We start from the raw sequence: 24844 nt of genomic DNA on the forward strand, positions 1-24844 counted from the left end.
GTGCGCCACGTGTGGTTCGTGCTCGGCGGGTGGGACTACACGTCGTGCGTCAGGTGCCGAGCGGTTCGACGCTGCGGGCCAGCGCCTGAAGGGCCTGGTCGATCTCGCTCTCGCCGATCGTCAGCGGCGGGCGGACCCTGAGACTGCGCTCTCCGCACGGCAGGGCGATCACCTGGTGGTCCTGGTACATCCGGCGCAGGACCTCGTCGCGCACCTTGGTGTCCGGCAGGTCGATCGCGCACATCAGGCCGCGGCCGCGGGCGTTGGTGAGCACCGCGGGGTACTGGGCGGCCAGGGCCTCCAGGCCGTCGCGCAGGTACTTGCCGCGCTGGGCGACGGTGTCGAAGAGCCGCGTGGCCTCGATCGTCTCCAGGATCCGGGTGGCCCTGACCATGTCGGCGAGGTTGCCGCCCCAGGTCGAGCTGATCCGGGACGAGACGGCGAAGACGTTGTCCGGCACCTCGTCGATGCGGCCGCCGCCCATCACGCCGCAGACCTGGGTCTTCTTGCCGAACGCCACCAGGTCCGGCGCGAGGCCCAGTTGCTGGTAGGCCCATGCGGTGCCGGTGATGCCGCAGCCGCTCTGCACCTCGTCGAGCACGAACAGGGCGTCGTACTGGCGGCACAGGCGCTGCATCGCCTGGAGGAAGCCGGCGCTCAGGTGGTTGTCGCCGCCCTCGCCCTGGATCGGCTCGGCGATGAAGCAGGCGATCGTGCCGCCGGCGTCGCGGAACGCGGTCTCGGCGGCCCGCAGTGCGCGCCGCTCCGCCTCCTCGTTCGCACCGGTGTGCTCGCCCAGCGGGTGCTGGAGGGCCGGGGACGGGATGCGCGGCCAGCCGAACTTCGGATAGCGGGCGGTCTTCGACGGCTCGGTGTTCGTCAGCGACATGGTGTAGCCGCTGCGGCCGTGGAAGGACCGCTCCAGGTGCAGTACCTGGAGGCCGTCGACGGCCTCGTCGTCGAGGCCCAGCTTCTGCGCCTTCCAGTCGAAGGCGGCCTTGAGCGCGTTCTCCACGGCCAGGGCACCGCCGTCCACGAAGAACAGGTGCGGCAGCCGGGGGTCGCCGAGCACGCGGGCGAACGTCGTGACGAACGTGGCGTACGGAACCGTGTACAGGTCCGGGTTGGACGGCTTGTTGACGGCCGCTGCGGTCAGCTCCCGAAGGAATTCCTGGTCTTCCACAATGCAGGAAGGATTGATACCCAGCGGCGCGGAAGCGAAGAAGGAGAAAAGGTCGAGGAATCTTTTCCCGGTGATCCCGTCCACCAGCCAGTTTCCGGAACTCGCTGCTATGTCGAGAACGAAGTCGTAACCGTCCACAAGCACATGCGGCTCAAGTGCGCGATGTACGTCCCGCGCGCTCAGGCCCGCTTTTGAAGGCGTCTTACAGTCAGGATCAGATCTGTCTTCACCCGTTGTCGACGTTCCCCGATGCATGTCCCCTCCGAGTGTCGCGGTATGCGAGTGGTGCCCCTTGTGGGGGCGGACCGTGGCGCGTGGTTCTCCGTGTATTCGAGGAGCTTGTCCCCGGTGCCGGTGGTCCGGCCCCGACGAGAAAGGTTTCCGCTGTGCGCCGCCGGGCCCCGCAAAGGGCTCGACGAGCATGAGGACGCCCTGAGGATGGCCGATTCGAAATCAATCCTGATCAATCCTGGCCGGGTCCTCAGGGGTTACCGGCCTGATTCTATTGCTCCGGTTCTCTTGCGGCTCTCTTCTGCAACTCTTGCGCTTCTCTTCCGCATGGCGGCGGCGGCACCGGGCGGGGAGCGGGCCCGCCGGGTGCCGCCGCGGCGCCTCCGCGTGAGCTGCTGGCCCTGCTCAACTAAGGTGGTACGTATGGTGCTTTCGACCCCTCCCCAGACCCGATTAAGCCCCTCACGAGGACGGGCGGCGGCCGTCGCCGAGACATGGGCCGGGCGTGTGCCGGCCGCCGGAGACGGTGCCGCATGAACAGGCCACTGAGGCGCATAGCAATCTTCTGCGCGCTGCTCACGCTCGCACTCCTGCTGCGTGTCAACTGGCTCCAGTACGTGGATGCCGACGCACTCGCCACCCATGACAAGAACCGGCGGGTGCAGATCAACCAGTTCGCGACACCGCGCGGCGACATCATCGTGGCCGGGGCGCCGATCACCGGCTCGACGGAAGTCGGTGGCACGGACTTCAAGTACAAACGGACGTACAAGAACGGCCCCATGTACGCACCGGTCACCGGATACGCCTCACAGACCATGGGCACGTCCTTGTTGGAGAGCACCTACGACGGCGTGCTCAGCGGTCAGGACGACCGGCTTGCCTTCCAGCGTTTCACGGACGTGGTGACCGGAAAGGAACGGCGCGGCGGAGATGTGATCACGACCATCGATCCCAAGGCGCAGGAAGCCGCTTACAAGGGCCTCACCGACATCGACGCGCGCGGTTCCGTCGTGGCTCTCGACCCGCGGACCGGAAAGGTGCTCGCCCTCGTCTCGACGCCGTCCTACGACCCCTCCGTATTCGCCGGGAACAGCCTCAAGGAAAGCAAGAGGTTCCAGGCGCTCGTCGCCGACAAGGGGAAGCCGCTGGCCAATCGCGCGCTGCGGGAGACCTTTCCGCCCGGCTCCACCTTCAAGATCCTCACCGCGGCTGCGGCCATCGAGCACGGCGTGGTGACGGACGTCGACGCCCGGTCCGACGCCGTGTCGCCGTATCCGCTGCCGCTGTCGACCAACAAGGTCGGCAGCGAGGCGGGCGACGCCGTCTGCGACAGGGCCTCGCTGAAGACCGCGATGCAGTACTCCTGCAACAACGTCTTCCTGGACGCGGCGGCCAGGCTGGGGCAGGACAGGTTGCGCGAGACGGCCGAGAAGTTCGGTTTCAACGAGGACGTCTACTCGGACGCGTTCGGCGACATGCGGGCCTCGAAGAGCCTGTACCCGGGCGACCTGGACAAGCCCGGCACCGCGCTCACCGGCATGGGCCAGGGCAGCCTCACGAGCACGCCGATGCAGATGGCCATGGTGACCGCCGCCCTGGTGAACGACGGCACCCTGATGCAGCCCTACCTCGTGGACGAGGTGCGCTCCCCCGATCTGAGCACCCTCCAGAAGAACGAGCCGCGGGTCATGAGCCAGGCCGTCTCCGCGGCCACGGCCCAGAAGGTCCGGGAGCTGATGGAGCACACCGCCAGGGAGGGCAGCGCCCAGCGGGCCCTGATCGACGGCATCACGGTCGGCGGCAAGACCGGCACGGCGCAGCGCGGTGTGGACGTGCGCAAGCTCGTCCCCTACGGCTGGTTCGTCTCGTACGGCGAGCGGCCCGACGGCGCGTCCGTGGCCGTGGCCGTGTTCATCGACCCCACCGCCATGGACATCTCACGCGAGGCGATCTCCGGCGGAAGTCTGGGCGCGCCCATCGCACGGAACGTGATGAAGGCCGTCCTGGAGAAGTGAGCCGCCCCGCCCGCGGTACGCCGGCCGGGTGCCGGCGGGCCGCGGGCGGCCGGACGGCACCCGCTCCGGCCGCGGGAGCAGCAGGGGGCGGCCGTCCGGCCCCCGGGGTCGGCGGGCGGTCAGGTGGTGTACTCGGAGTTGAGCCGTACGTATCCCTCGGTGAGGTCGCAGCCGTAGACGGTGAAGGCGCCGTCGGCGATGGCGAGGTCGATCCCGATCACCACCTCGTCGCCCCGCAGGTGCTCGGCGACGGCGGCGCGCAGCGCGTCCTCGTCCCGCGCGTCCCCGCCCCGGGGCGGGTACACCTCGATGTCCCCGAACCGGATGGCGACCGCGTCCTGGTCGATGTCGGTGTCCTGCGAGCACTTGCCGATCGCCATGGCGACGCGGCCCCAGTTCGGGTCGCAGCCGTGCACCGCGGTCTTGACCAGCGGTGAGTTGACGACCGTCTTGCCGACCCGCTTGGCCTGGGCGGTGTCGCGGGCGCCGGTGACCCGGACCTCGATGAGCTTGCTGGCGCCCTCGCCGTCGCTCGCGATGTCCTTGACGAGGGCCAGCGCGGCCTCGTGCAGTGCCTCCTCGAACTCCGCGGGGTCGACGTCCCCGGCCAGGCCGTTGGCGAACAGCACCGCCGTGTCGCTGGTGGAGGTGTCGGTGTCGATGCTGACCGCGTTGAACGTGCGGTCCATCACGCGCCGGAAGATGCGGTCCTGCTCGGCGGGGTCGAGCCGGGCGTCCGTGGCGAAGAACGTGAGCAGGGTCGCCATGTCCGGCTCGATCATGCCGACGCCCTTGGCGATGCCGACCAGCGTGGCACCGCCGCACCGCAGCCTGACCTCCTTGGGCCGGGTGTCGGTCGTCATGATGGCGCGTGCGGCGCGGTCGAAGCCGCCTTCCGGGAAGGGCCACGAGAGCGTCTTGAGGTGCTCCCGGATGCCGTCCATCGGGTACTGGCGGCCGATCACCCCGGTGGAGGCGATGAACAGCTCCTCCTCCGCCACGCCGAGGGTGCGCGCGACGGACTCGCGCACCTCGCGGGCGTTGCGCTCGCCCTCCTGTCCTGTCGCCACGTTCGCGTTGCGGGCCAGCACCACCACGCCCCGCGCCCGGCCGGTGGCGGCGGTGTCCCGGCTCAGCAGCACGCTCGGGCCCACGAACCGGGAGCGCGTGAACACGGCGCTGACGTTGGCGGGGACCGTCGAGGCGAGCACGGTGAAGTCGTCCCGGCCGTCGTCGGCGAGGCCGACCGGCGCGGTGTGCACGGCGAACCCCTGGGGCGTCGTGGATGAGGGGTCGGGCATGGTCATGTCTCCCGTCACGAGGACTGCACGAGGATGCGGCGACCGATCCGCCGCAACTGCATCCCTTTCCAGGGAGTAGCATATTCATTCATCGAGGGATCGGCAGGCGAACCGGCGCGGTCTCCCCCGCGCGACCGCCCGGCACCGGGCGCGCGAACGCCCGAAACGCGCCGCGCGGCAGCCGCCGCGAACGCTTGAAAAGTGATCAACCAATTGGATCAACCATGTGGCCGATTTCCGGATAGCGGACCGTCAGAATGGCGCTTTTCCAGCCACTGTTGCCGTTGATCACCAACATGCCGGAGGGCTTTTCTCCACTGGACTAGACCACTTTAGGACACGGCCGCCGACCGATCTCGGCCAGTCTGATCCGCATTCCACCGGAGCGGGCGGATCCGTGTGCAGCGTAGGATTCCTCACCTCTCCATCCGATGCCTGCCTCCTTCATCTTTACTATGTCTTGAACCCTACGTTCGGGACGTGACACAGATGCGAAGACGCTTAATCTGAGCGACATGAAGCGCTCCGACCACTACGGTGTCTACTCGCAGCACAGAAGGCGTCGCTCTCCACGCCGTGCAGCCGTCTCGGCTCTTGTGGCACTGGCGGTGATCGCGGGAGTCGGGTATTGGGGCTACACCGCCCTGACCGGTGACGCGGACGAGGACCCGCAAGTGGTCGCTGCGCAGGGCCAACTGAAGAAGTTCCTCACCGCGTGGCAGACGGGCGACGCCGATCGTGCCGGCCGCCTCACGGATACACCGGACAACGCCGAGTCATTGGTCAAGTCCGTCATGACGAACCTGAAACCGGCGAAGACGGAGATCACCGCCGGCACCGGGAAGAAGATCGCCGAAGGGAAAGTAAAGATCCCGTTCACCGTGCGGATGACCCTTTCCGGTGTGGGTGCGTACGAATGGGACTCGGAGGCGAAAGTGGTCGAGAGCGGAGGGCGGTGGAAGGTCGAATTCCATACGCCCTTAATTCACCCGGCCATGACGCCGGGTCAGACGCTTGCCCTGAAGTCCCGGGACCGGGCCGCCATCCTCGACACGAACGGCGACGAGCTGGAGTCGGCCTCCCTCGTCGGTGCCGTCGACCCGGCGAGCGGCAAGGGCGTCTCCGGGCTGGAGGCCCGCTACGACAAGCAGCTCACCGGTTCGGGCGGCGCGCGCTCCGTCGTGATACTGAACCGCCAGTCCGGCCAGGTGGTGAAGACGCTCACCGGCTCGGGCGGTGAGGGCAGGCCGGTGCGGACGACCATCGACCCCAAGGTGCAGGCGGCCGCCGCCGAGGCGCTGGACGGGGTCACGAAGAACGCCGCGATCGTGGCCCTCGACCCCACCGACGGCCACATCCTGGCCGCCGCCAACAAGCCGGTCGGCATGAACCGCGCGCTGGAGGGGCACTACCCGCCCGGCTCGACCTTCAAGGTCGTCACCGCCGCCGCGCTGCTGAAGCAGGGCATGCGTCCGACGGACAAGGGGGACTGCCCGAAGTTCACCTATGTCAGGGGCCAGCGCTTCGAGAACCAGGACCAGTTCGTCCTGCCCGAGGGAGCGACCTTCCGGGACGACTTCGCCAAGTCCTGCAACACCTTCTTCGTCGCCTCCCGGTCCAGGATCTCCGCGTCGGCGCTGCACGACACCGCGGAGGCGTTCGGGATCGGTGGCACCTGGGACGCGGGCACCACCACCTTCGACGGCAGCGTCCCGGTCACCACCAGCGACAACGACAAGGCGGCCGCCACCATCGGCCAGGGCCGCGTGCAGGCGTCACCACTGGTGATGGCCTCGATCGCGGCCACGGTCAAGAGCGGTCGGTTCAACCAGCCGGTCCTGGTGCCCGACGCCGTGCACAAGAAGCACGAGGCGTCCGCCCGGCTCGACCCCGGTGTGCTCGGCAACCTGCGCGAGATGATGCGCGCCACCGTCACCTACGGTGCCGGCTGGGCCCTCAAGGACCTCCCCGGTGAGCCCCACGCGAAGACGGGTACCGCGGAGTTCGGCACCGAGAAGCCGCCTCGTACGCACGCCTGGATGATCGGCTACCAGGGCGACGGCAACCTCGCCTGGTCGGTCCTGCTGGAGGACGGTGGTTCCGGTGGCTCCGACGCCGGTCCCATCGCGGCGAAGTTCCTCAGGAACCTCACCGGAGCCCGGTGATCGCGTGGTGTCAGTCCGAGTGTTGTCGAGGGGAGTTCTCTGATGTCGGTCGCGACGAGCCCGGTCCACGGCGCGGACATCGACGGCCGAGGCGGTCCGGCTGACGGGGCCGGCGCGCCCCTGCCGTGTCGGCACACGTGCTGATCCGGCCGCTCAGGACGTCGACGGCGAAGACCGCACCGTATCGAAGCGACGTCCAGGTCAGGCCCCCGAACCGCATCGCCGTGCGTGTCAGCCGAGCAGAGCCGACGGGGGTGGCACGGACATGCACACGCAGGTTCGACGGCCATGCCTTCGCCCTGCCCTCGCCAGAACCGCGACCGGTGGTGACGTCCTGCGACGCACACCGGTTCGTCGTGTGCCCCGCGCACGGATCGGGCCCGATCCGTCAGCCGGCTCCCTTGCGGACACGGAGTCCTCCGGTGTCCGCCAGGGACCCTTCCTCCGCCCTCCCACCGGCCAGGCTCCGCTCGGCGCAGCGGGCCGTGCTCCCAGTCCACTCCGCTCAGCAGCGAACCCATCCACCCCGTGCCACCTTTGGTGACACGAATCACAAGAGACCGTCGAGGACACGGATCCGCCACCGCCGCCCGGTTCCGTCCCCCACGACGGAGGCCGGGCACCCGCCGTGGACCGCATGACGAGGCGCCCGTGTGCAAGAGAACGGCATGTCCGCTACAGGAAGGCCCGTGCCGTATCGGCTCCTTACCGGCTCCTGTTGGGCTCGATCCATCCACAAGGGGGAACCGTCATGTGTACCAGCTTCAATCTGATGATCCAGCTTCTCGGTCCCGTCACCCTGTTGAGAGACAACCGGCCGATATGCATACGCGGGGAGCGGCAGCGGCGTTTCCTCGCCTCCCTGGCGCTGAACCCGGGGCAGGTCGTGTCCAAGGAATCGATCATGGCGGACTCCTGGGACGGCGAGCCGCCCCTGACCGTCTCAGGGCAGTTGCAGACGTCCGCCTGGATGATCCGCAAGGCCCTCACGGAAGCGGGGCTCACCCGCGACGCGCTCGGCTCGCACGATCTCGGTTACGAGCTGCACGTGCCCTGCCAACGCATCGACGCGTTCGTCTTCCGCGACACGGTGCGCAGCGTCCGGGCGCTCCACGCGCGCGGGCAGCACAGGATCGCGGCCGAGCAGCTCGACGCCGCCCTCGCGCTGTGGAAGGGCACGGCGCTCACGGACGTCACGTCCAGCCGCCTGCGTATGAAGGGCGAGGCCCTGGACAGGGAGCGGACGGCGGCGGTCGAGCTGCGGGCCCTGATCGACGTCTGCCTCGGGCACTACGGCGAGGCGATCGCCCATCTGTCGGAGCTCATCGACCGCGACCCGCTGCGCGAGGACCTGTACGTCGGTCTGATGAAGGCCTACTACGGCGAAGGACGGCAGGCCGACGCGATCCAGGTCTTCCACCGGGCGAAGGGGATCCTGCGGGAGCAGATCGGCATCACCCCGGGCGCGAAGCTGCGGGAGGTGATGCAGGCCGTCCTGCGTCAGGACGAGAGACTTCTGCGCACCCCCGGCCCCCATATGGCCGGTGACCGCGTGGGCTGACGCGGTCGGGCGGCCCGAGACCGGCACGAGAGTCGATCAAGAGGCCGCCGGAGTTCGATGGCCCGTGGCCGAGGCACCACATCGGCCCGGGCCGGCGTGCTTCATCCCCCGGGCACGCCGGCTCGTCAGAGGGGACCCGGGAACCGGCGCACCGAAGGTGGTGGACCGGACTCCGCCGCGCCCCGGGCATACCCCACCGGCCCCCCGTCGCGCCCGGCGCCGCCGCCCCGCCCGGCCGGTGCCCGGGCCACCACCGCCGCGCCGGCCGGTCAGCCGCACGGATCCGGTGGAGCGGCCGCACGGACCCGTGGAGCGGCCGCACGGACGAGGGACTCTCGGCCGTACGGGCCACGACGGGACAGCGGTAGCGAGGAGGGTGGTTCAGGCGTACAGCTCCCGGTAGGACGGGAAGTGGCCGCCGGGTCCGTCCACGCCCTCCGCGGCAAGCACCGCGTGCACCACGGCCCGGGTGAGTACGTCCGCGCCGGCCGCTAGGACCGCGTTGAGCTCCATGGCCGCCATGTGCGTGGCCCAGCCGGTGCGCCGGGCGCCGGGACCGGGGGCCTCCGCGTCGTCGGGCACCAGGGGCAGGCGCCCCGTGGAGAGTGCGAAGACCGTGTCGCCGTCGGTGAGCAGGTGCACGGGACGCACCGCGCGGGCGAGGCCGTCGTGGGCGGTGCCGGCCAGCTTCTGCGCCTGCGCGCGGGTCAGCGCCGCGTCCGTGGCCACCACGGCCAGGGTGGTGTTGAGCGCGCCCGCCACGTCCGCCTGCCGCTGCCGGGTCTCCTCGCGGGCCGCGCCCAGCCGCTCCCGCGCCCGTGCGTGCCGTTCCGCCTCGGGAGGCGCCTCGGGCAGGCCGCGGTCGCGGAACTCGCCGTCGAGGCCCGTCCTCGCCCCGTAGAGGACCCCGGTGGCGGGATCCAGTACCGAGCCGGACGCGTTCACCGCCGCCAGCGCGGCCACGGTCGCCCCGGAAGGCAGCACCACGCTCGCCGTCCCGATGCCGCCCTTGAGCCCGCCGGCCACCGCACCGGTGCCCGCTCCCACGCAGCCCAGTCGCACCGGTGAGCCCTCGGCGCTGCCCGCCGCCGCCTCGACGGCCGCACGCCCGAGGTCGGCGCCGGGCCGTGCCCGCCAGTCGCCGCCGCGGCCGAGGTCGAAGAGGGCGGCCGCGGGCACCACCGGGACGACCTGGGACGGGCCGGCCCCGACCTGGAAACCGCGCCCGTGCTCCTCCAGCCACGCCATCACACCGCCCGCCGCGTCGAGGCCGAAGGCGCTGCCGCCCGTCAGTACGACGGCGTCGACCTGCTGGACCAGGTTCCGCGGGTCGAGCGCGTCGGTCTCCCGGGTCCCCGGGCCGCCGCCGCGCACGTCCACGGCCGCCACCGCACCGCCCTCGGGCGCGAGGACCACCGTGACACCGGACAGCCAGCCCTCCGCGGCCCGGCCGGCGTGGCCGACCCGCAGGCCCGCCACGTCCGTCAACGCGTTCAACGGACCGGTCGCCGGCGCTCCGGTCCCGTCGGCTCCCTGCTGCGCCGCCATCCCGTGCCCCTCCCCTTGGCTCCTCCTACAGCGTGACCGCCTCAAGGTACCGGGGCTCGACCACGGTGGCACGGGGATTGACGCGGTGCACCGTGTCCCGGAAGGAGCGCAGTGCGTCGGCGTCCGCACGAACCGGCCGGTCCAGCGGGGTGTCCATCGCGTCGTGGTGCGTGGGCACCACGAGCGGCGGGGCACCGAGTGCGTCCAGCAGGCGCTCCAGATAGCGGTGCGTGTGCCTGCCCGCGGGCACCGCGACGATGGCGACGTCGGGCCGCAGGCCGCGCAGTTCGCGCTCGATCAGGTTGGCGGTGCCGATGTTGAGCACGCGCAGTCCGCTGCCGGTGGTCACCAGGTACGCCAGCGTGCCGCCCTCCACCAGGTCGGCGACCGTGTGCACGCGCCGCGGCGGGGCCGTCAGGGTGCCGGGGGCGAAGTACCGGTAGCCGGTGGAGAGGCTGTGCAGGCTCGGGAGCACCTGGACCGTGAAGCCGTCGAGGTCCAGGTACTCGCCGCCGTGCGCCCAGATGATCCGGTCGGCCGGGGCGCCCATGGCGGTGAGCAGGTGGGCGTGGGTCTGCGTGGCCACCACGCGGGCCCCGGGGAAGCGCTCCATGACGTGGGGGACGTCGCCCATGTGGTCGTAGTGGCCGTGGGTGACCAGGACCAGATCGGCGGCCCCCAGATTTCTGCCGATCGTCGCGCGGTCCACGCTCAGCGGTGTGGCGGGATCGAACCGGCCGTCAGGGCCCCTGGTGGAGAAGCGGGTCAGCCAGGGGTCGATGAGCACCGTCCGCCCGTCGAAGGACAGCTCCCAGGAGTTGACCCCGAACCAGCGCAGGCCCGTCCCGGCTCCCCGGCGGAGCGTGCCGTGGGCGACGGCGGAGGACTGGGCTCCCGCGACCACCGCCGCGGCCCCCGCCAGCGAGCCGCGCACCAGGGCGCGTCTGCTGGCGCCCGGACCCGGAACGGCCCCGAGCGCACCGGCCGCCGAGGGTCCGGGGTGCGCGGCGGGGGACGCCTGTCGGGTGCGCCGGCTGGGCATCGGAGAGGACCTCGACTCTCGACGTTGATCGACACGAAGCGCGAACCATTATTCACCATGCGTGATCATGTCCGGAACGCATCACGGAGTGTCGCAAGGGGCAGAATCGTTTCGCGTCAATGCCCCACGGAGCGGGCGCAGTGCGGTGGCCGCTCGCCTACGCTGGCGCCCGTGGCTGACGACCAGGCACATCCGACCGGGCCCCAGGTGCCGTCCTGGCTGGCCGACATGGGCCGGCGAGCCGCCCGTGACAGCGCTCCCGAATTGGCGCGCTACGCCTTTCCGGACACCGCCGGGAAACGGGCCTCCGCCGTCCTGGTGCTCTTCGGGGCCGGGGACGACGGCCCCGACCTGTTGTTCCTCCAGCGCTCCGACACGCTGCGCGACCATCCCGGCCAGGTGTGCTTCCCCGGCGGTTCGGTGCGTTCCGACGACCGCGACGCCGCGCACACCGCCCTGCGCGAGCTCTCGGAGGAGACCGGCCTCGACCCGGCCTCGGTCCACGTCGTCGCCCCGCTGCCTCCGCTGTACCTGGCCTGGAGCGGGTTCGCGGTCACCCCGGTGCTCGGCTGGTGGGACGGCGTGGGCGAGCTGGCGGGGGACGGCGACGAGATCGTCTCGGTGCACCGGGTACCGGTGCGGGACCTCGGGGAGCCGGCGTGCCGGTTGCAGCTCCGCTTCCCGACCGGCTACCTCGGGCCCGGCTTCCTGGTGGGGGGCCTGTTCGTCTGGGGCTTCACCGGCAGCATCGTCGCGTGGCTGCTGCGGCTGGGGGGATGGGAGCGGGCGTCGGATGCGGGACGGGTCGAGGAGCTCGCGGAGGCGAAGCTCCGTTATGGGGGCGAGCTGCCCCGGCCGCCTGCCGGTGGGTCGGATGCGGCGGCCCGCCTGGGGCGGTGAGGGCCTCACCGGGCCGCCCGCGCCGTTCCGCGCGGGCGGGGCTGCGCCCCGGGCGCGGGGTCGGGGTCCTGTGCCGCCGCCCACCCGCCCCCGCACCGTGCGGCCGCCCACCCGCCCCCGGGTGAGGGGCCTGCGGCCGTCCACCCGCCGGTGGGCCCGTGCGAGCAGGGCTGCCCCGCCTGGGACCCGGGCCACCCGACCCGCTCGTCATGGCTCCTCGCGCTGTTCCCCGCACCCCTTCAAGGCACAGCCCGCCCCTTCAGGCATGGCTGCGCCCCGGGGGGCGCGTTCCTCGGGGGGTGGGGTCAGGACGATGCGCCGCGGCGGGTCGCGCGTTCCCGCTGGCCCTCCCGGTAGCCGTCCACAGGGCCGGAGGAGCTGCGCATCAGGGCGAGGTACTCGCGGGTCTCCACCGCGACGGCCTCCTCGACGGTGCCGCCGAGACCGCCCATGACGGCGGCCTTCAGATGGCGCAGGCAGTCGCCCGGCATCCCGGCCAGTGTGGCGGCGAGCGCGGCGGTCTCCGCGCGCAGGTGCGCGCGGGGCACCGCACGCAGCGCCACGCCCTTCTCGACGGCCTCCGCCGCGGACAGCCAGCGGCCCGTCATGAGCAGTTCCATCGCGGGCTGGAGCCCCATCTTGCGCACCGTGCGATGGGTGGCACCGGCGCCCGGCATATGGCCGTAGGGCGTGTGGACGTCACCGATCTTGGCCTCGTCCGCGATCAGTACCAGATCGCAGGCCATGACCATCTCGAAGCCGCTCGCCCTGGCCTTCGCCTGCACCATGGCGATGGTGGGCATGGGCAGCCGCTCCAGCGCGAACACCACGCGGTTGAGCCGCTCCAGATAGGCGGCGAAGAGTTCGGTGTCGGCCTCCTCGCCGGCCAGCACCTCGCTCAGGAAGCCCAGGTCGCTGCCAATGCAGAAGGCCCGGTCCCCGGCGCCGGTGAGCACCAGCGCCCGGGTCGTGCCGTCGTCGGCGACCCGGGCGAAGACGTCGAGGAGTTCGTGGTGCATGCGCTCGGTGGTGGCGTTGAGCCGCTCGGGCCGGTTGAGCGTCACCCAGGCGACGCCGTCGACGCGTTCGAACAGGATCGTCTCGTAGGCGCCGGGCCGGCCCTCGTCCTCACGGGGGCGCTCGTGCCGTTCCTCACTCTCCTGGGCCTTGTCTGCGGGGATGACTGCGGCGTCGGACATCGGGTGCCTCACTTGACCAGGTCGGCGGCGAGCGGGAAGTCGGTCATCGGTCGGCCGCGCACGGTCGCGTCGGCCCGCACGAAGACGAGGGCGTAGGCGCGACGGGGTCCCGAGGTGAGGTTGGGGCCGGAGCCGTGCAGGGTGTTGGCGTGGTGGACCAGGGCGCTGCCCGCGGGCACCGGGTAGGCGACGGGCTCCTGGTCGCTGTGGGCCTCGACGAGGACCGCGCCCTCCTCCGGGCGGGTGTGCTCGACCCGGCCCCAGCGGTGGCTGCCGTGCACGTACTGCACGCAGCCGTTCTCCAGGGTGGCGTCGTCCAGGGCCATCCACACGGTGACGGCGTCCGGCGGGTCCAGGTGCCAGTACCGGTTGTCCTGGTGGAGCACCAGGCGGCTGCGCTCGCCCTTGCCCGCCGCCTTGTAGAAGGAGTGGTCGCGGAAGAGCCGTACCGGCCCGCCGAGCAGTGCCTCCACGCGGGGTACCAGGTCGGGGCGGCGGACCTGGGCCTCGCACGTGGCGTCGGACTGCCACAGGTCGACCTTCTGCAGCAACGCCAGGTCCAGCGGCTCGCCCTGCCGCTCGGAGAGGTCGCGGACCCCTTCGGCGGGCCGGCCCGCCGAGAAGAACGCCTTCTCCACCGAGATGCGCAGGTCCGCCACCTGCTGCGGCGTCAGCACGCCGTCCCAGCGGACCACTCCGTCACGCCAGAACGCCTCGCGGTCGGCTGCCGCGGTGGCCCCCGTCGAGGTGCTGGTCAGGTCAGCTGCGTCGGCCGGTTGGCGGGAAGGGGTCATCGGCACCTCTCCGATACGAGTGCGAGGCAGTTGATCTGATCTCGGTAACTCCGCAGCGATGCTGCCACAGAGCCGGCACCCGGCACAGGAGCCATTGGCGCATCGCCGTGATGCACCCACGGCATGGCCGAAGGCGCCGTTCCCGCCCATGCCGTGGCGGCGCGGCCGCGACCCGCTAAAGGCATTGGACGGCGGCCGGGACCCGTGTTGGGCTGGAACGCACATGCAGCCCCCCATCCAGCACCGCTGTCGACCGACCGGAGCAGCATCCGGGCACGCCGCCGCGTCCTGACGGCCTGCTCGACGATCACCCCGATCCCCCCGGATCACCCGCTGACGACCAGACCAGCCCACCTTGTGACACGGGCCAGGACCGCACAGCACCTTCTCCAGCCATGGAACCCGTGTGCACAGGCTGCGGGCGGTCAGCCGGGCCGCGCCCGGGGACTGTCCACTCGCAGGAGGCAGACTAAGCATGCAAGTTCTTCTCGTGAACGCTCGCAGGTCGCCGTACTCCGGAGAATCGATCTCCGCACCGCAGTTGGGACTGCTGTCCCTCGCGGCCGTGCTGCGGGAGGGCACCTTCCACGACACGAAGGGCACGGACGTCCACTTCATCGACGACCAGCTCTTCGTCCTGCAGCGCCCGCTCGCCACGCCGAACGAGTTCCTGCGCGGCCACCAGCCGGACATCGTCGGCATCCAGGTGCTGACGTCCAGCCTCAAGAACGGCATCAAGCTCGCCGCGGACGTGAAGCACCACCGGCCGGCGGCCCTGACCGTGCTGGGCGGTGTCGGCGCCACGCCGCTGGCCCGCCAGTTGGTCGAGGACGGCGCCGCCGACGTGATCGTCAAGGGCGAGGGCGAGGTCACCTTCTCGCACCTGGTCCACGAGTACGGCACCAACGGCCGCAAGAACTTCCACAAGGTGCGCGGCATCGTCTTCCGCGACGAGGACGGGACGGTCGTCGAGACGCCCTCCGCCCCCCAGGTGATGCGGCTGGACAAGCTGCCCAAGCCGGCCCGCGACCTGGCCGACATGGAGCTGTACCGGACGATCTCCCGCGGCCGGGCCGGCAACGTCGTCACCAGCCGCGGCTGCTCCTACGCCTGCGCCTACTGCTACTCCAAGCACCAGTGGGGCGTCGGCCAGCGCCGGCACAGCGCCGAGCGGGTGATCGAGGAGATCCGCGAGCTCGTCGAGGTGCACGGGTTCGACCGGATCCGCATCGAGGACGACGACTTCGTCGAGGACGTGCCGCGCATGCAGGAGCTGTGCGAGCACATCGCCAAGTCGGGCCTGCAGGGCAAGTTCGAGTGGGAGGCCAAGGCGCGTCCCGACCTGATCAACGACGAGATGGCGCAGATGCTGCGCGAGTCCGGCTGCTTCCGCCTCCTGGTGGGTGTGGAGACGCTGGACTGGTCGCTGCTCAAGCGTCTGGGCCGGCCGGTCAAGGTGGAGGTGACCGAGCGCGCGCTGAGCTCGCTGGGCAAGGCCGGCATCGGTGTGCAGGCCACCCTGATCCTCGGCATCCCCGGCGAGACCGACGACGCGATGCGCGCGACCATCACCTGGCTCCAGTCCCGGCTCGGCGCCAACCAGCACGACATCGTCTCGCCCTGCTTCTTCGTGCCCTTCCACCACGAGGTGGAGAAGGACATGGCCAAGCGGGTCAACTTCACCGTGGAGACCAGCGACACCGACTGCTACACGGGCCACATCCCGGTGACCTCCAGCCCCAGCGCGTCCATCGACGAGCTGTGGAAGCTCTACGACGACATGACCCCGACCCGCCGCGACGGCCAGTACAAGCGCATCGCGTTCCTGGCGAACCTGGACACCGTCCAGACCCGCCTGGGCCTGATGGACGGCGGGGCACCGGCAGCCAAGGAGCCGGCTGCCCTCGTCCCGGAGGTCCAGTGACGACCCTCGCCACGGGCGCCCTGCCGGCCGCCCCGGACACCGTCGCCGCTCTGGACGTGCCGGCCTACTCGGGCTCGCGCCCGGTGATGTCGAGCCGTCCCGAGCTGCTCGACGACGGTGCCGGGCGGCCGCTGGCCCGGCTGGGGACCGCGGGCCGGCTGGTGCAGTTCCGGATGGCGCAGGAGGCCGGGAAGGCGGCACGCCAGCTCCGCGCCCTCGACGACGACGCCTGGTTCGGGCTGCTGCGCGGCGCCGCCGACCGGCTCACCGCCAAGCTGGCCGCCGGCGAGCTCGACCCGTGGCTGCGGGCGCTGTCCGCGGCGGCCGGACTGCCGACGCGCCGGGCGGCGCGCGGCATCCGCACGGTGGCCGACGACCTCGGCCGCATGGACGAGATCCTCGCCGCGCAGTCCCCGGACGGCACCGTCGCGGCGTACCGGACCGGCGGCGGCCACCCGCGGTGGAGCTGGCGGCCCGCCGGGCGGTCGGTGCACGTGCGCGTGCCCGACAACTTCCCGACCATCAACATCGAGTGGCTCCAGGCGCTCGCCGCCCGCCGCCCCGTGCTGCTGGGCACCTCCGCCCGCGACCCCTTCACCGCCGTCCTGCTCACCGAGGCGCTGTACGCCGCCGGGCTGCCCGAGGGCGCGGTGTCGCTGGTGCACGGTGACGCGCCGGCCCTGCGCCGGCTCGCCGACCAGGTGCTGTGGCCGGGCGAGCAGGTGCCGCAGGACCTGCCGCCCGGCAAGGTCAAGACCTACCACTACGGCCGCAGCCGGGCCGTCGTCGGCGATGCCCCGCCCAAGGACGCCTGGCAGCGGCTGGCCCGGGAGGCGTTCGCCGGCTGCGGCCGGCTGTGCACCAACATCAGCTCCCTGGTGGTGCTCGGTGCCGCCGAGGAGGCCGCGGGGCTGCTCGCCGAGGAGTTCGCCACCCGCCCCGTGCTGCCCCTTGACGACCCCGCGGCGACGGTGCCGGCCTTCCCGGACCGCGGCGCACGGGACGCGCTTGCCGTGCGCATCGAGCGGGAGATCGCGGCCGGCGCGGTCGACGTCACCGAGGCCGCCACCGGTGTGCCGCTGCGGGTGGATCTCGACGGGAGGGCCTTCCTGCGTCCCACGGTGCTGCTGGTGGACCCCGGCTCGCCGCTCTTCGGCACGGAGCTGCCCTTCCCGTTCACCGCGGTGGCGCATGTGCCCCGGTCGAAGGCCGTCGCGGCCTGCGCGGGGTCGCTGATCGTGTCCGTCCTCGGTGCGGGCGACGGCATCGAGCGGGCGCTCGCCGAGGAACCGGGCGTCGACAAGGTGTTCGGCGGTGAGGAGTTCGACCGCGGCTACGACCCGTGCGACCCGCACGAGGGCTACCTGGCCGATTTCCTGTTCAAGAAGAAGGCGGTTCTGCCGGGCGCCGGCGCGTGACCGGCAACAGCATCAGACGAGAGGGATCAGCCATGCGATGTCCGAGCGGGTCGGCGCTCCGTCCGATCACCGATGACGACGTTCGCCGGACCGTCGGCCTCCACTTCGACCCTCGGCACGGCACCCCCTACTGGCTGGAGCGCGACCGCCGGCTGGGCACCAACGCCCTGGAGAAGGTCCGGACCCTGCAGGACGCCGTCGCCGTGCTCGGCCTGAAGGACGGCCCGGACCAGATGCACTTCGAGGAGGCGTCTCGGCGGACGCCGCTGGAGAACTTCGTCCCGCGCTCGGTGCTCGACAAGGGCGGCCCGCTGTGGGCCGCGCAGACCGGCGGCACCACGGGACCCGCCAAGCACGGCACCTGGGGTGCCCGCTACTGGGCGGACATCCTGGACTTCTCCGACGAGTTCCTCGACCTGCACGGCGTGCCGCGGAACTGCAACTGGCTGTTCGTCGGGCCGATGGGGCCGCACACCACCGGCCGGCTCGTCGTCGCCTTCGCGGAGCGCCGCGGCGGCATGTGCTTCTCGGTCGACCTCGACCCGCGGATCGTGAAGATCTTCGGCGAGGAGGGCATGACGGCCGCCTACGACCGGTACGTGCAGCACATCTGGGACCAGGTGGCCGAGGTCACCCGGGCCCAGGACATCGGCGTGCTGTTCTGCACCTCCCGGCTGCTTGACATGCTGCCGGAGCGGCTGGGGACCGAGGCACTGCCCGGCGTCCGGGCCATCGTGCACGCCGGTACCACGATGGAGCCCGAGACCCATCGCCAGCTCCGCGAGGACTTCTTCCCCGGTGTGCCCGTCGTCGGGATGTACGGCACCTCGACCACCGGCATCAGTTGGCAGAAGCCGTTCGAGGCCGAGGACGACCACCGGGTGGTGTACGTGCCCTGCCAGCCGCACGTCGCGCTGGACGTCGTCGACGAGTCGACGGGCACCGAGGTGCCGTTCGGCGAGGAGGGCCGGGTGCGGGTGTGGCGGCTGACCGACGACGCCCTGGTGCCCGGGTTCTGGGAGCGCGACCGGGCGCGCCGGGTGCAGCCGTACGGGGTGGCCGCAGAGCGTTATCCCTGGCCCTGGCTGGGTGATCCGTACTCCCCTGAGTTCACCGAGGGGCACCGCGTCGAGGGGGTCTACTGACATGGCGGGTTTCCTGCTGCGCTGCCACGGTGGTTCGGTGGGCTTCGAGCCCCTGGGCACCGGCCGCGGACTGAGCACCCAGATACTGCGCAACGGCCCGGACGCGCTGGTCGTGCACGGTGACCGGCTGGTCGAGGAGCGCCCGCCGGAGCGTGCGCCGCTCGACGAGCTGGTGGCCTGGACCGCCCGGAGCCACTCGCGTTACTGCGCCGTGCTGGTGCGCGGCGACCGGGCCACGCTGTGGAGCGACATCGGCGCCACCTGCCCGCTGCACTACGCGCGTGCCGACGACGGCACGCTGCTGATCGCCACGTCGGCGGGAGCGATCCTGCCGCTGCTCTCCGGCTCCCCGGTGCTCGGCAGCGCGGAGCAGTCGCTGCTGCCCGGCGGCCGGTTCGCGGGTGTGACGGCGGTCCCCGCGAACAGCGCGGTGACCCTCGCCACGGAGGCGTTCGGCACCGACCCGGTCTCCGTCCGGCGGCTGCAGAGGCTGCCGGACCGGCCCGAGGTGGTCGACCCCGTGGCCGGGGTGGACAGCGTGCGCAACGCCTTGCAGACGTCGGTGGCCCGGCTGTCCGCCGGTCTCGACGAGGTCGGGCTCACGCTGAGCGGCGGGGTGGACTCCTCCACGGTCGCGGCGCTCGCGGCGCGCGAGGTCACCGGAGCGAGGTTGCGCACGTACACCGTGGGCACCCCGTTCGGCGACGAGTTCGAGCAGGCGGCGTTCCTCGCCAAGCGCCTCGGCAGCACCCACCAGGAGCTGCTGTTCGGCCCCGACGAGCTGCTGGAGCTGCTGCCCGGCATGATCCGCTCGCTGGAGACCTGGGACCTGCTGACGCTGCAGATCGCCGCTCCGGTGTGCTTCCTGCTGAGCCGCATCAGCACCGGCGACCGCCAGGTGCTGCTCTCCGGGTACGGCGCCGACCTGCTGTTCGCCGGGCTCGGCGGCACGGGGAGCGAGACGGACATCGAGCGGAACGTGGTCGCCCAGACCACCGCGACCGCCCGGAGCAACGAGTTCAGCCCCGTCTTCGCCGACGACCGCAACACCGTCGTCCGCTACCCCTACTGGACGCGTGAGGTGATGGCGACGGCGTTCGGCATCCGCGGCCGGCTGAAGGTGCGCGACGACGCGGCGAAGTGGGTGCTGCGCAGTGCCGCCGCCACGGTCCTGCCGGGCGAGGTCGCCTGGCGGCCCAAGCGCGGTATTCACGAGGGCACCGCCATGAGCCGGATGTTCGCCGCCGCGCTGGGCGGTGACGACCGGCGTGCCCAGGCCGAGCGGCTGTACGCGATGGCGACCTCCGTGTTCTGCCACGACGGACCGGTGGCGTCCGGCACCGGGACGGAGACCGGGACCAACGACAGGGAGGGATCCGATGAGGATCTTGCTGGTGTGGCCTCGTAACGAACGGGCCCTCCTCAGCGATCGGCTGAGCTGCTGTGAACCGCTGCCGCTCGAGTACCTGGGCGGTGCGCTGCGCGGCGACCACGACGTGACCATCCACGACCTGCGGATCGATCCGCCGCTGGAGCAGTACGCGCTCAGCCACGAACCACCCGATCTGGTGGGTGTGGCCATCCCGTACACCACCAGCGCCCATGTCTCCCGGGAGGTCAGCCGGGAGGCGCGGCGGCTGTGGCCCAACGTTCCGATCGTGCTGGGTGGCCACCATCCCACGGTGTCGGCGGAGTGGCTGGACGGCTTCGCCGCCGACTGGGTCGTGGCAGGTGAGGGCGGCGCGCCGCTCAGCCACCTGGCCGCCGAGCTGGAGGCGGGCCGCACCCCCACGCCCGTGCTGGGCCTCGCCCCGTACGACGCGCGCACCGGTCTGGAGCGTGACCGCCGTCCCAAGCCGGCGGCGCTCAACAACCTGCCGATGCCCGACCGCTCGCTGCTCGCGCACCACCGCCAGGACTACTTCCACTCCATCTACCGCCCGGTGTCGCTCATCCGGTTCACCGCCGGCTGCCCGTACACCTGCAAGTTCTGCTCGCTGTGGCGGATGACGGACCGCCGCTACCTGGTGAAGGACATCGACCGGGTACTGGCCGAGATCGCCGACATCGACGGCCAGAACCTGTACGTGGTGGACGACGAGGCGTTCATCCAGCCCGCGCGCATGCTGGAGCTGGCGGACGCCATCGACAAGGCCGGGGTCCGCAAGCGGTTCCACATGTACGTGCGCACCGACACCGCACTGCGCCGGCCCGACGTGATCGTCCGGTGGGCCGAGGTGGGCCTGGACTCGGTGCTGGTCGGCGCGGAGTCGATGACGGACGAGGAGCTCTCGGACTACCGCAAGGGCACCGACCCCGGCCAGACCCGGCGGGCCCTGGACCTCTTCCACGCCAACGGGGTGAAGGTGCGGGCCAACTTCATCGTCCAGCCCAACTGGGTGGACGAGGACTTCGCCCGGCTCAGCCGCACCGTCGAGGAACTCCAGGTCGACATGCCGAGCTTCTCGGTGCTGACGCCGCTGCCCGGCACGGACCTCTACGACGAGTCCCGGTCCGAGCTGATCAGCGACAACCCGGAGCTCTTCGACTGCTACCACACCCTCTTCCCCACCCGGCTGCCGCTGGAGAGCTTCTACCACCGGCTCGCCGACCTGCTGGCGGGGGCGAGCGCCCGCACCACGCCCGGGGTGACCTCCGGCGCCGACCCGTCGGTCTTCTACTACTCCGACGACAGCGCCTTCGACGAGATGCTCCGGTCCCTGCGCGATGGCGCCGACTGGTCGCGTCCCAGGGAGCCCGAACGGCTCTCCAGCACCGGATGACCCGACCGGATCCGCAGCACGGACGATCCGGCCGGGTGCCCACGCAGAGAAGTGTCCGACAACGAGGAGCCGTGACAGCATGACCGCCGAACTCGCCGGCCGCCGCCGCAAGGTGTACTTCATCGGCCTCAACGCGGTGCCCTTCCTTCCTCTGGTGGCCGGTCTGCTGCGCACCTACGCGGAGCAGGACCCGCGGATCGCGGCCGCCTACGACTTCCGGGACCCGGTCTTCCTGGTCGCCCCCGTCCAGGAGATGGCCGACGGCATCACCGAGCCCGACGTCCTCGCCCTGTCCTGCTACGTGTGGAACTTCCGCCGCCAGATGAAGGTGGCGAAACTGGTCAAGGAGCGCTACCCCAACGTGCTGGTGGTGGCCGGCGGACCGCATGTCCCCGACCGGCCGGGTGACTTCTTCGCCCAGCACCCGTACGTGGACGTGCTCGCGCACGGCGAGGGCGAGGTGGCGTTCCGCGAACTGCTGGCGGAGCGCCTCGCCGAAAGCCCGGACTACACGACCGTGCCCGGCGTCTCGGTGGGCCGGGACGGACGGGCCGTGGCGGGGCCGCCCGCCAAGCGGCTGCCCAGGAAGATCGAGAGCCCGAGCCCCTACCTGGAGGGGGTGATGGACGCCGCGGTGGCCACCTGCCGGGAGCGCGGGCTGCGCTTCTACGCCCTGTGGGAGACCAACCGCGGCTGCCCGTACTCCTGCGCCTTCTGCGACTGGGGCTCGGCGACGATGAGCGCCCTGCGGATCTTCGACGACGAGCGGTTGCAGGAAGAGATCGAGTGGTTCGCCCGCAACGACGTGGAGGACCTGTTCATCTGCGACGCCAACTTCGGCATCATGCCCCGCGACCTGGAGATCGCGCACGCCCTGGCGGAGGCCCGGGCGGCGAGCGGGGCACCGCGGCAGATCCGCGTCAACTTCGCCAAGAACTCCAACGACCGGGTCTTCGAGATCAGCAAGACCTGGCACGACGCCGACCTGCTGATGGGCACCACGCTGTCGATGCAGAGCACCGACATGGACGTGCTGGAGGCCATCGACCGCAAGAACATCGGCCTGGAGAACTACCAGAAGCTCCAGCAGCGGTACGCGGCGGAGAACATCCACACCTACACCGAGCTGATCCTCGGCCTGCCCCTGGAGACCTCGCGCACGTTCCGCGACGGCATCGGCTCGCTGCTGGAGGCCGGCAACCACGAGGACATCCGGGTCTACGAGTTCGGCATCCTGCCCAACGCGCCGATCAACACCCCCCAGAAGATCGCCGGTTACGGGCTGCGCACCGTCCCCAAGCGCCTGTACGTGGAGCGTGACGGCACGCCCGACGACGAGGCGGAGACGGTGGACATGGTGATGGAGACCAACGCCATGCCGCGGGACGCCTGGGTGGAGTCCTTCGGTTTCGTCCAGGCGGTGCAGTTCCTGCACAACGGCTGCTACACCCGCTACCTGTCGATCTTCCTCAGGCAGGAGCACGAGATCGGCTACACCCGCTTCTACGAGGGGCTGCAGAACTACTTCAGCAGCCGTCCCGACAGTGTCCTCGGGTCGGTGTACCTGCGGATGCGCAGCCTCTACCAGGACTACATCGACATCCCCACGCTGCCGCTTGCCAACCTGGTGGCCAGCCAGCCCGACATGGCCGCCGACCTCGCCCCGTACGGCAAGCGCCGCGGCTGGACGATCGACAACTGGGGCTGGCTGCGCATCGCCACCGAGTTCGACCGGTTCCACGCCGAGCTGCGGGAGTACCTCACCACCCTGGACCTGCATCCCGACCAGGACGCCCGCCTGGAGGACGTCCTGCGGCTCCAGCGGGATGTCATGCTGCGCCCCGACTACGCGCCCGAGCGCGGCAAGACGGCCGAGTACGCCCACGACTGGCCCGCCTACTTCGGCGGCGGCCCGCTTCTGCCGCGCAGGGTCCGGGTCACCTACGGCGACCAGCGGTTCGGCGCGAACGGCCGCTACCAGCCGGTGCCCGGTGACCTCAAGGCGTTCGCGCTGGCGGCGATCGGCCCCAGCTACCCGGTGTCTCGGATCAACCACTACTGCCACCGCTTCGAGTCGGCCGAGGTGACCTCGCTGGCCGATGCGGTGCTCAGCGAACAGCGGTGAGCACCGTCCGCGGCCTGAATCCGTCCAGGGCGCGGCGGGCGGCACTGAGCGGACTCGCGGGGGCCTGCGGGCTCTTCTCGCTGCTCCAGCTCGGTGTCGCCACACTGCTGCCGCAGATCCAGCACGCCTTCGGCGTCTCGGGAACGGACGCCTCGTGGATCGTCTCCGGCCATCTGCTGGTCGGCTGTGTGGCCACTCCCGTGGTGGGCCGCCTCGGTGACCTCTACGGCCGGCGCGTGCTGCTGTTCTGGGTGCTCGCCGTCGTCGCCCTCGCGTCGGTGGCGGCCACCCTCGCGCAGACGTTCGCCGTCCTGCTCGTCGCGCGGCTGGTGCAGGGCGTCGCGGCCGGTATCTTCCCGCTCGCCATCGGACTGCTGCGGGAGGGCTTCCCCGACCAGCCGCTGGCCGGGCCCTCCGGTGTGCTGTCCGCGGCCTTCGGTACCGGTGGCGGGGTCGGCATCCTGCTGGTCGGCCTGTTCGGGGACGGCGCTGCCGCGTTCCGCTGGCTGTTCGCGACGGCCGGTGTGCTGGCGGTCGTCCTGCTGGCGATGGGCGCGCTGGTGCTGCCCGAGACGCCGCGCCGCACCGGGACGCGGGTGGACGTGCCCGGCCTGCTGCTGCTCAGTGCCGTCAGCGCCTGCCTGCTGCTGGCGCTGACCCGGTACGGACAGGAGGGGCTCGGGTCGGTCACCGCAGCGGTGCTGCTGGCGGCCGGGGTGGTGGGCTGCGCCGCGCTGGTACGCGTGGAGCGGCGCTCGCCGCAGCCGGCGATCGACACGCGGCTGCTGGGCCGCCGCCCGATCTGGACCCTGAACGCGGTGAGCCTGCTGACCGGTCTGGTGATGTTCCAGAACGGCGTGCTGGCACCGGCGCTCGCCGACGCGCCCCGCTCCACGGGCTACGGCCTCGCCGCCGACGGGGGCACGACGGTCCTGGTGATGCTGCCGATGCAGATCACCGCGCTGACCGGGGGGCTGCTCTCCGGATGGGTGCGGCAGTCGGGATGGATGACGGCACGGGCCCTGATGATCACGAGCACGGCGCTGTTCGCGGTCTCCCCGGTGGTGTTCGCCCTCCAGTCGGGCACCGTCGCCGGGCTGGCGCTGGGCACCGCGTTGACCGGGCTGGCCACCGGCCTGCTGGGCGGGGCCGTCGCGGAGCTGCTCACGCTCGTCTCACCGAGCGGGACCACGGCGGTGACGGTCGGGATCAACAGCGTGCTGCGCAACCTCGGCGGCTCGTTCGGGGTCCAGGTCGGCTCCATGATCCTGGCCGTGGCGACGCCCGCCGCGGGCTACCCGGCCGCAGGCGCCTACACGACCGTCTTCGTCGGTTCGGCGGTGCTGTGCGCCGCCGGGGTCGCCGCGGCGCTGGCCTTCCCGAAGCCCGCGGAGCACCCTGGGCAGGAGATGCCCTCCGCGTCGGGACGGGCCACCCATCCGATTCGGCCAACTACCTGACGGCGAGGACACCGGCCACCGAACGACCATACGATAAGTGAGACGCA

At 71.4% G+C, this 24844-nt stretch carries 17 protein-coding genes; 11 read left to right on the top strand and 6 right to left on the bottom strand.

Features of this window, described 5'->3' with window-relative positions; all coding sequences use genetic code 11:
* Positions 1 to 49: 49 nt before the first annotated feature.
* Positions 50 to 1438 carry an L-lysine 6-transaminase gene (lat, locus tag IE313_RS18435; RefSeq protein ID WP_189933507.1) on the bottom strand — a complete coding sequence of 463 codons (1389 nt, stop codon included), beginning with the start codon at positions 1436 to 1438 and terminating at the stop codon, positions 50 to 52.
* A gap of 509 nt (positions 1439 to 1947) precedes the next feature.
* On the opposite strand from lat, the gene IE313_RS18440 reads away from it, so the two are divergent.
* The gene (locus tag IE313_RS18440; protein ID WP_189933508.1) at positions 1948 to 3432 is read left to right on the top strand and encodes a peptidoglycan D,D-transpeptidase FtsI family protein; all 1485 of its coding nucleotides are present in this window, start codon (positions 1948 to 1950) and stop codon (positions 3430 to 3432) included.
* Positions 3433 to 3551: 119 nt separating this feature from the next.
* Here the strand turns inward: IE313_RS18440 and argJ are convergent, their stop codons facing one another.
* Entirely contained in the window at positions 3552 to 4733 is a 1182-nt protein-coding gene (argJ, locus tag IE313_RS18445) for a bifunctional glutamate N-acetyltransferase/amino-acid acetyltransferase ArgJ (RefSeq protein ID WP_189933510.1), read from the bottom strand.
* 515 nt (positions 4734 to 5248) lie between these two features.
* Between argJ and IE313_RS18450 the strand changes: the two genes are divergently transcribed.
* A complete protein-coding gene (locus IE313_RS18450; RefSeq protein WP_189933512.1) occupies positions 5249 to 6898 on the top strand; it encodes a penicillin-binding transpeptidase domain-containing protein in 1650 nt (549 codons plus the stop codon).
* A 751-nt stretch (positions 6899 to 7649) separates the two neighbouring features.
* Entirely contained in the window at positions 7650 to 8459 is an 810-nt protein-coding gene (locus IE313_RS18455; protein WP_189933514.1) for an AfsR/SARP family transcriptional regulator, read from the top strand.
* Between the two features lie 381 nt (positions 8460 to 8840).
* On the opposite strand, the gene IE313_RS18460 is transcribed toward IE313_RS18455, so the two are convergent.
* Complete coding sequence (locus IE313_RS18460; RefSeq protein WP_189933516.1) at positions 8841 to 10007, bottom strand: P1 family peptidase; 1167 nt, start codon at positions 10005 to 10007, stop codon at positions 8841 to 8843.
* 25 nt (positions 10008 to 10032) lie between these two features.
* Complete coding sequence (locus IE313_RS18465) at positions 10033 to 11049, bottom strand: MBL fold metallo-hydrolase (protein WP_189933518.1); 1017 nt, start codon at positions 11047 to 11049, stop codon at positions 10033 to 10035.
* Between the two features lie 171 nt (positions 11050 to 11220).
* On the opposite strand from IE313_RS18465, the gene IE313_RS18470 reads away from it, so the two are divergent.
* Positions 11221 to 11949 (top strand): NUDIX hydrolase, encoded by a 729-nt coding sequence (locus tag IE313_RS18470; protein ID WP_229924749.1) that lies wholly within the window; start codon positions 11221 to 11223, stop codon positions 11947 to 11949.
* A gap of 305 nt (positions 11950 to 12254) precedes the next feature.
* Here IE313_RS18470 and IE313_RS18475 read toward each other — a convergent pair whose 3' ends face one another.
* Together IE313_RS18475 and IE313_RS18480 are read right to left on the bottom strand one after the other, a co-directional pair.
* Positions 12255 to 13148 carry an enoyl-CoA hydratase/isomerase family protein gene (locus IE313_RS18475; RefSeq protein WP_189933520.1) on the bottom strand — a complete coding sequence of 298 codons (894 nt, stop codon included), beginning with the start codon at positions 13146 to 13148 and terminating at the stop codon, positions 12255 to 12257.
* Positions 13149 to 13156: 8 nt separating this feature from the next.
* Positions 13157 to 13942 carry a phytanoyl-CoA dioxygenase family protein gene (locus IE313_RS18480; RefSeq protein WP_189933522.1) on the bottom strand — a complete coding sequence of 262 codons (786 nt, stop codon included), beginning with the start codon at positions 13940 to 13942 and terminating at the stop codon, positions 13157 to 13159.
* A gap of 475 nt (positions 13943 to 14417) precedes the next feature.
* On the opposite strand from IE313_RS18480, the gene IE313_RS18485 reads away from it, so the two are divergent.
* The 7 genes from IE313_RS18485 to IE313_RS18515 all read left to right on the top strand — a co-directional run bounded on the left by IE313_RS18485 (position 14418) and on the right by IE313_RS18515 (position 24797).
* Entirely contained in the window at positions 14418 to 15866 is a 1449-nt protein-coding gene (locus IE313_RS18485; protein ID WP_189933523.1) for a B12-binding domain-containing radical SAM protein, read from the top strand.
* Complete coding sequence (locus IE313_RS18490; protein ID WP_229924750.1) at positions 15863 to 17284, top strand: aldehyde dehydrogenase family protein; 1422 nt, start codon at positions 15863 to 15865, stop codon at positions 17282 to 17284. The genes IE313_RS18485 and IE313_RS18490 overlap by 4 nt, the downstream gene beginning before the upstream one ends.
* Positions 17285 to 17316: 32 nt before the next feature.
* The gene (locus IE313_RS18495) at positions 17317 to 18429 is read left to right on the top strand and encodes an AMP-binding protein (RefSeq protein ID WP_189933525.1); all 1113 of its coding nucleotides are present in this window, start codon (positions 17317 to 17319) and stop codon (positions 18427 to 18429) included.
* Between the two features lies 1 nt (position 18430).
* On the top strand, positions 18431 to 19837 hold the full coding sequence (locus IE313_RS18500; protein WP_189933527.1) for an asparagine synthase C-terminal domain-containing protein: 1407 nt from the start codon (positions 18431 to 18433) through the stop codon (positions 19835 to 19837).
* On the top strand, positions 19809 to 21212 hold the full coding sequence (locus IE313_RS18505; protein WP_189933529.1) for a B12-binding domain-containing radical SAM protein: 1404 nt from the start codon (positions 19809 to 19811) through the stop codon (positions 21210 to 21212). Before IE313_RS18500 ends, IE313_RS18505 begins: the two co-directional genes overlap by 29 nt.
* A gap of 79 nt (positions 21213 to 21291) precedes the next feature.
* The gene (locus tag IE313_RS18510) at positions 21292 to 23337 is read left to right on the top strand and encodes a B12-binding domain-containing radical SAM protein (RefSeq protein ID WP_189933530.1); all 2046 of its coding nucleotides are present in this window, start codon (positions 21292 to 21294) and stop codon (positions 23335 to 23337) included.
* A complete protein-coding gene (locus tag IE313_RS18515) occupies positions 23334 to 24797 on the top strand; it encodes an MFS transporter (protein ID WP_189933532.1) in 1464 nt (487 codons plus the stop codon). Before IE313_RS18510 ends, IE313_RS18515 begins: the two co-directional genes overlap by 4 nt.
* The last annotated feature ends 47 nt before the right edge of the window (positions 24798 to 24844 follow it).

Source organism: Streptomyces sulfonofaciens, assembly GCF_014656295.1.
GTDB lineage: Bacteria > Actinomycetota > Actinomycetes > Streptomycetales > Streptomycetaceae > Streptomyces > Streptomyces sulfonofaciens.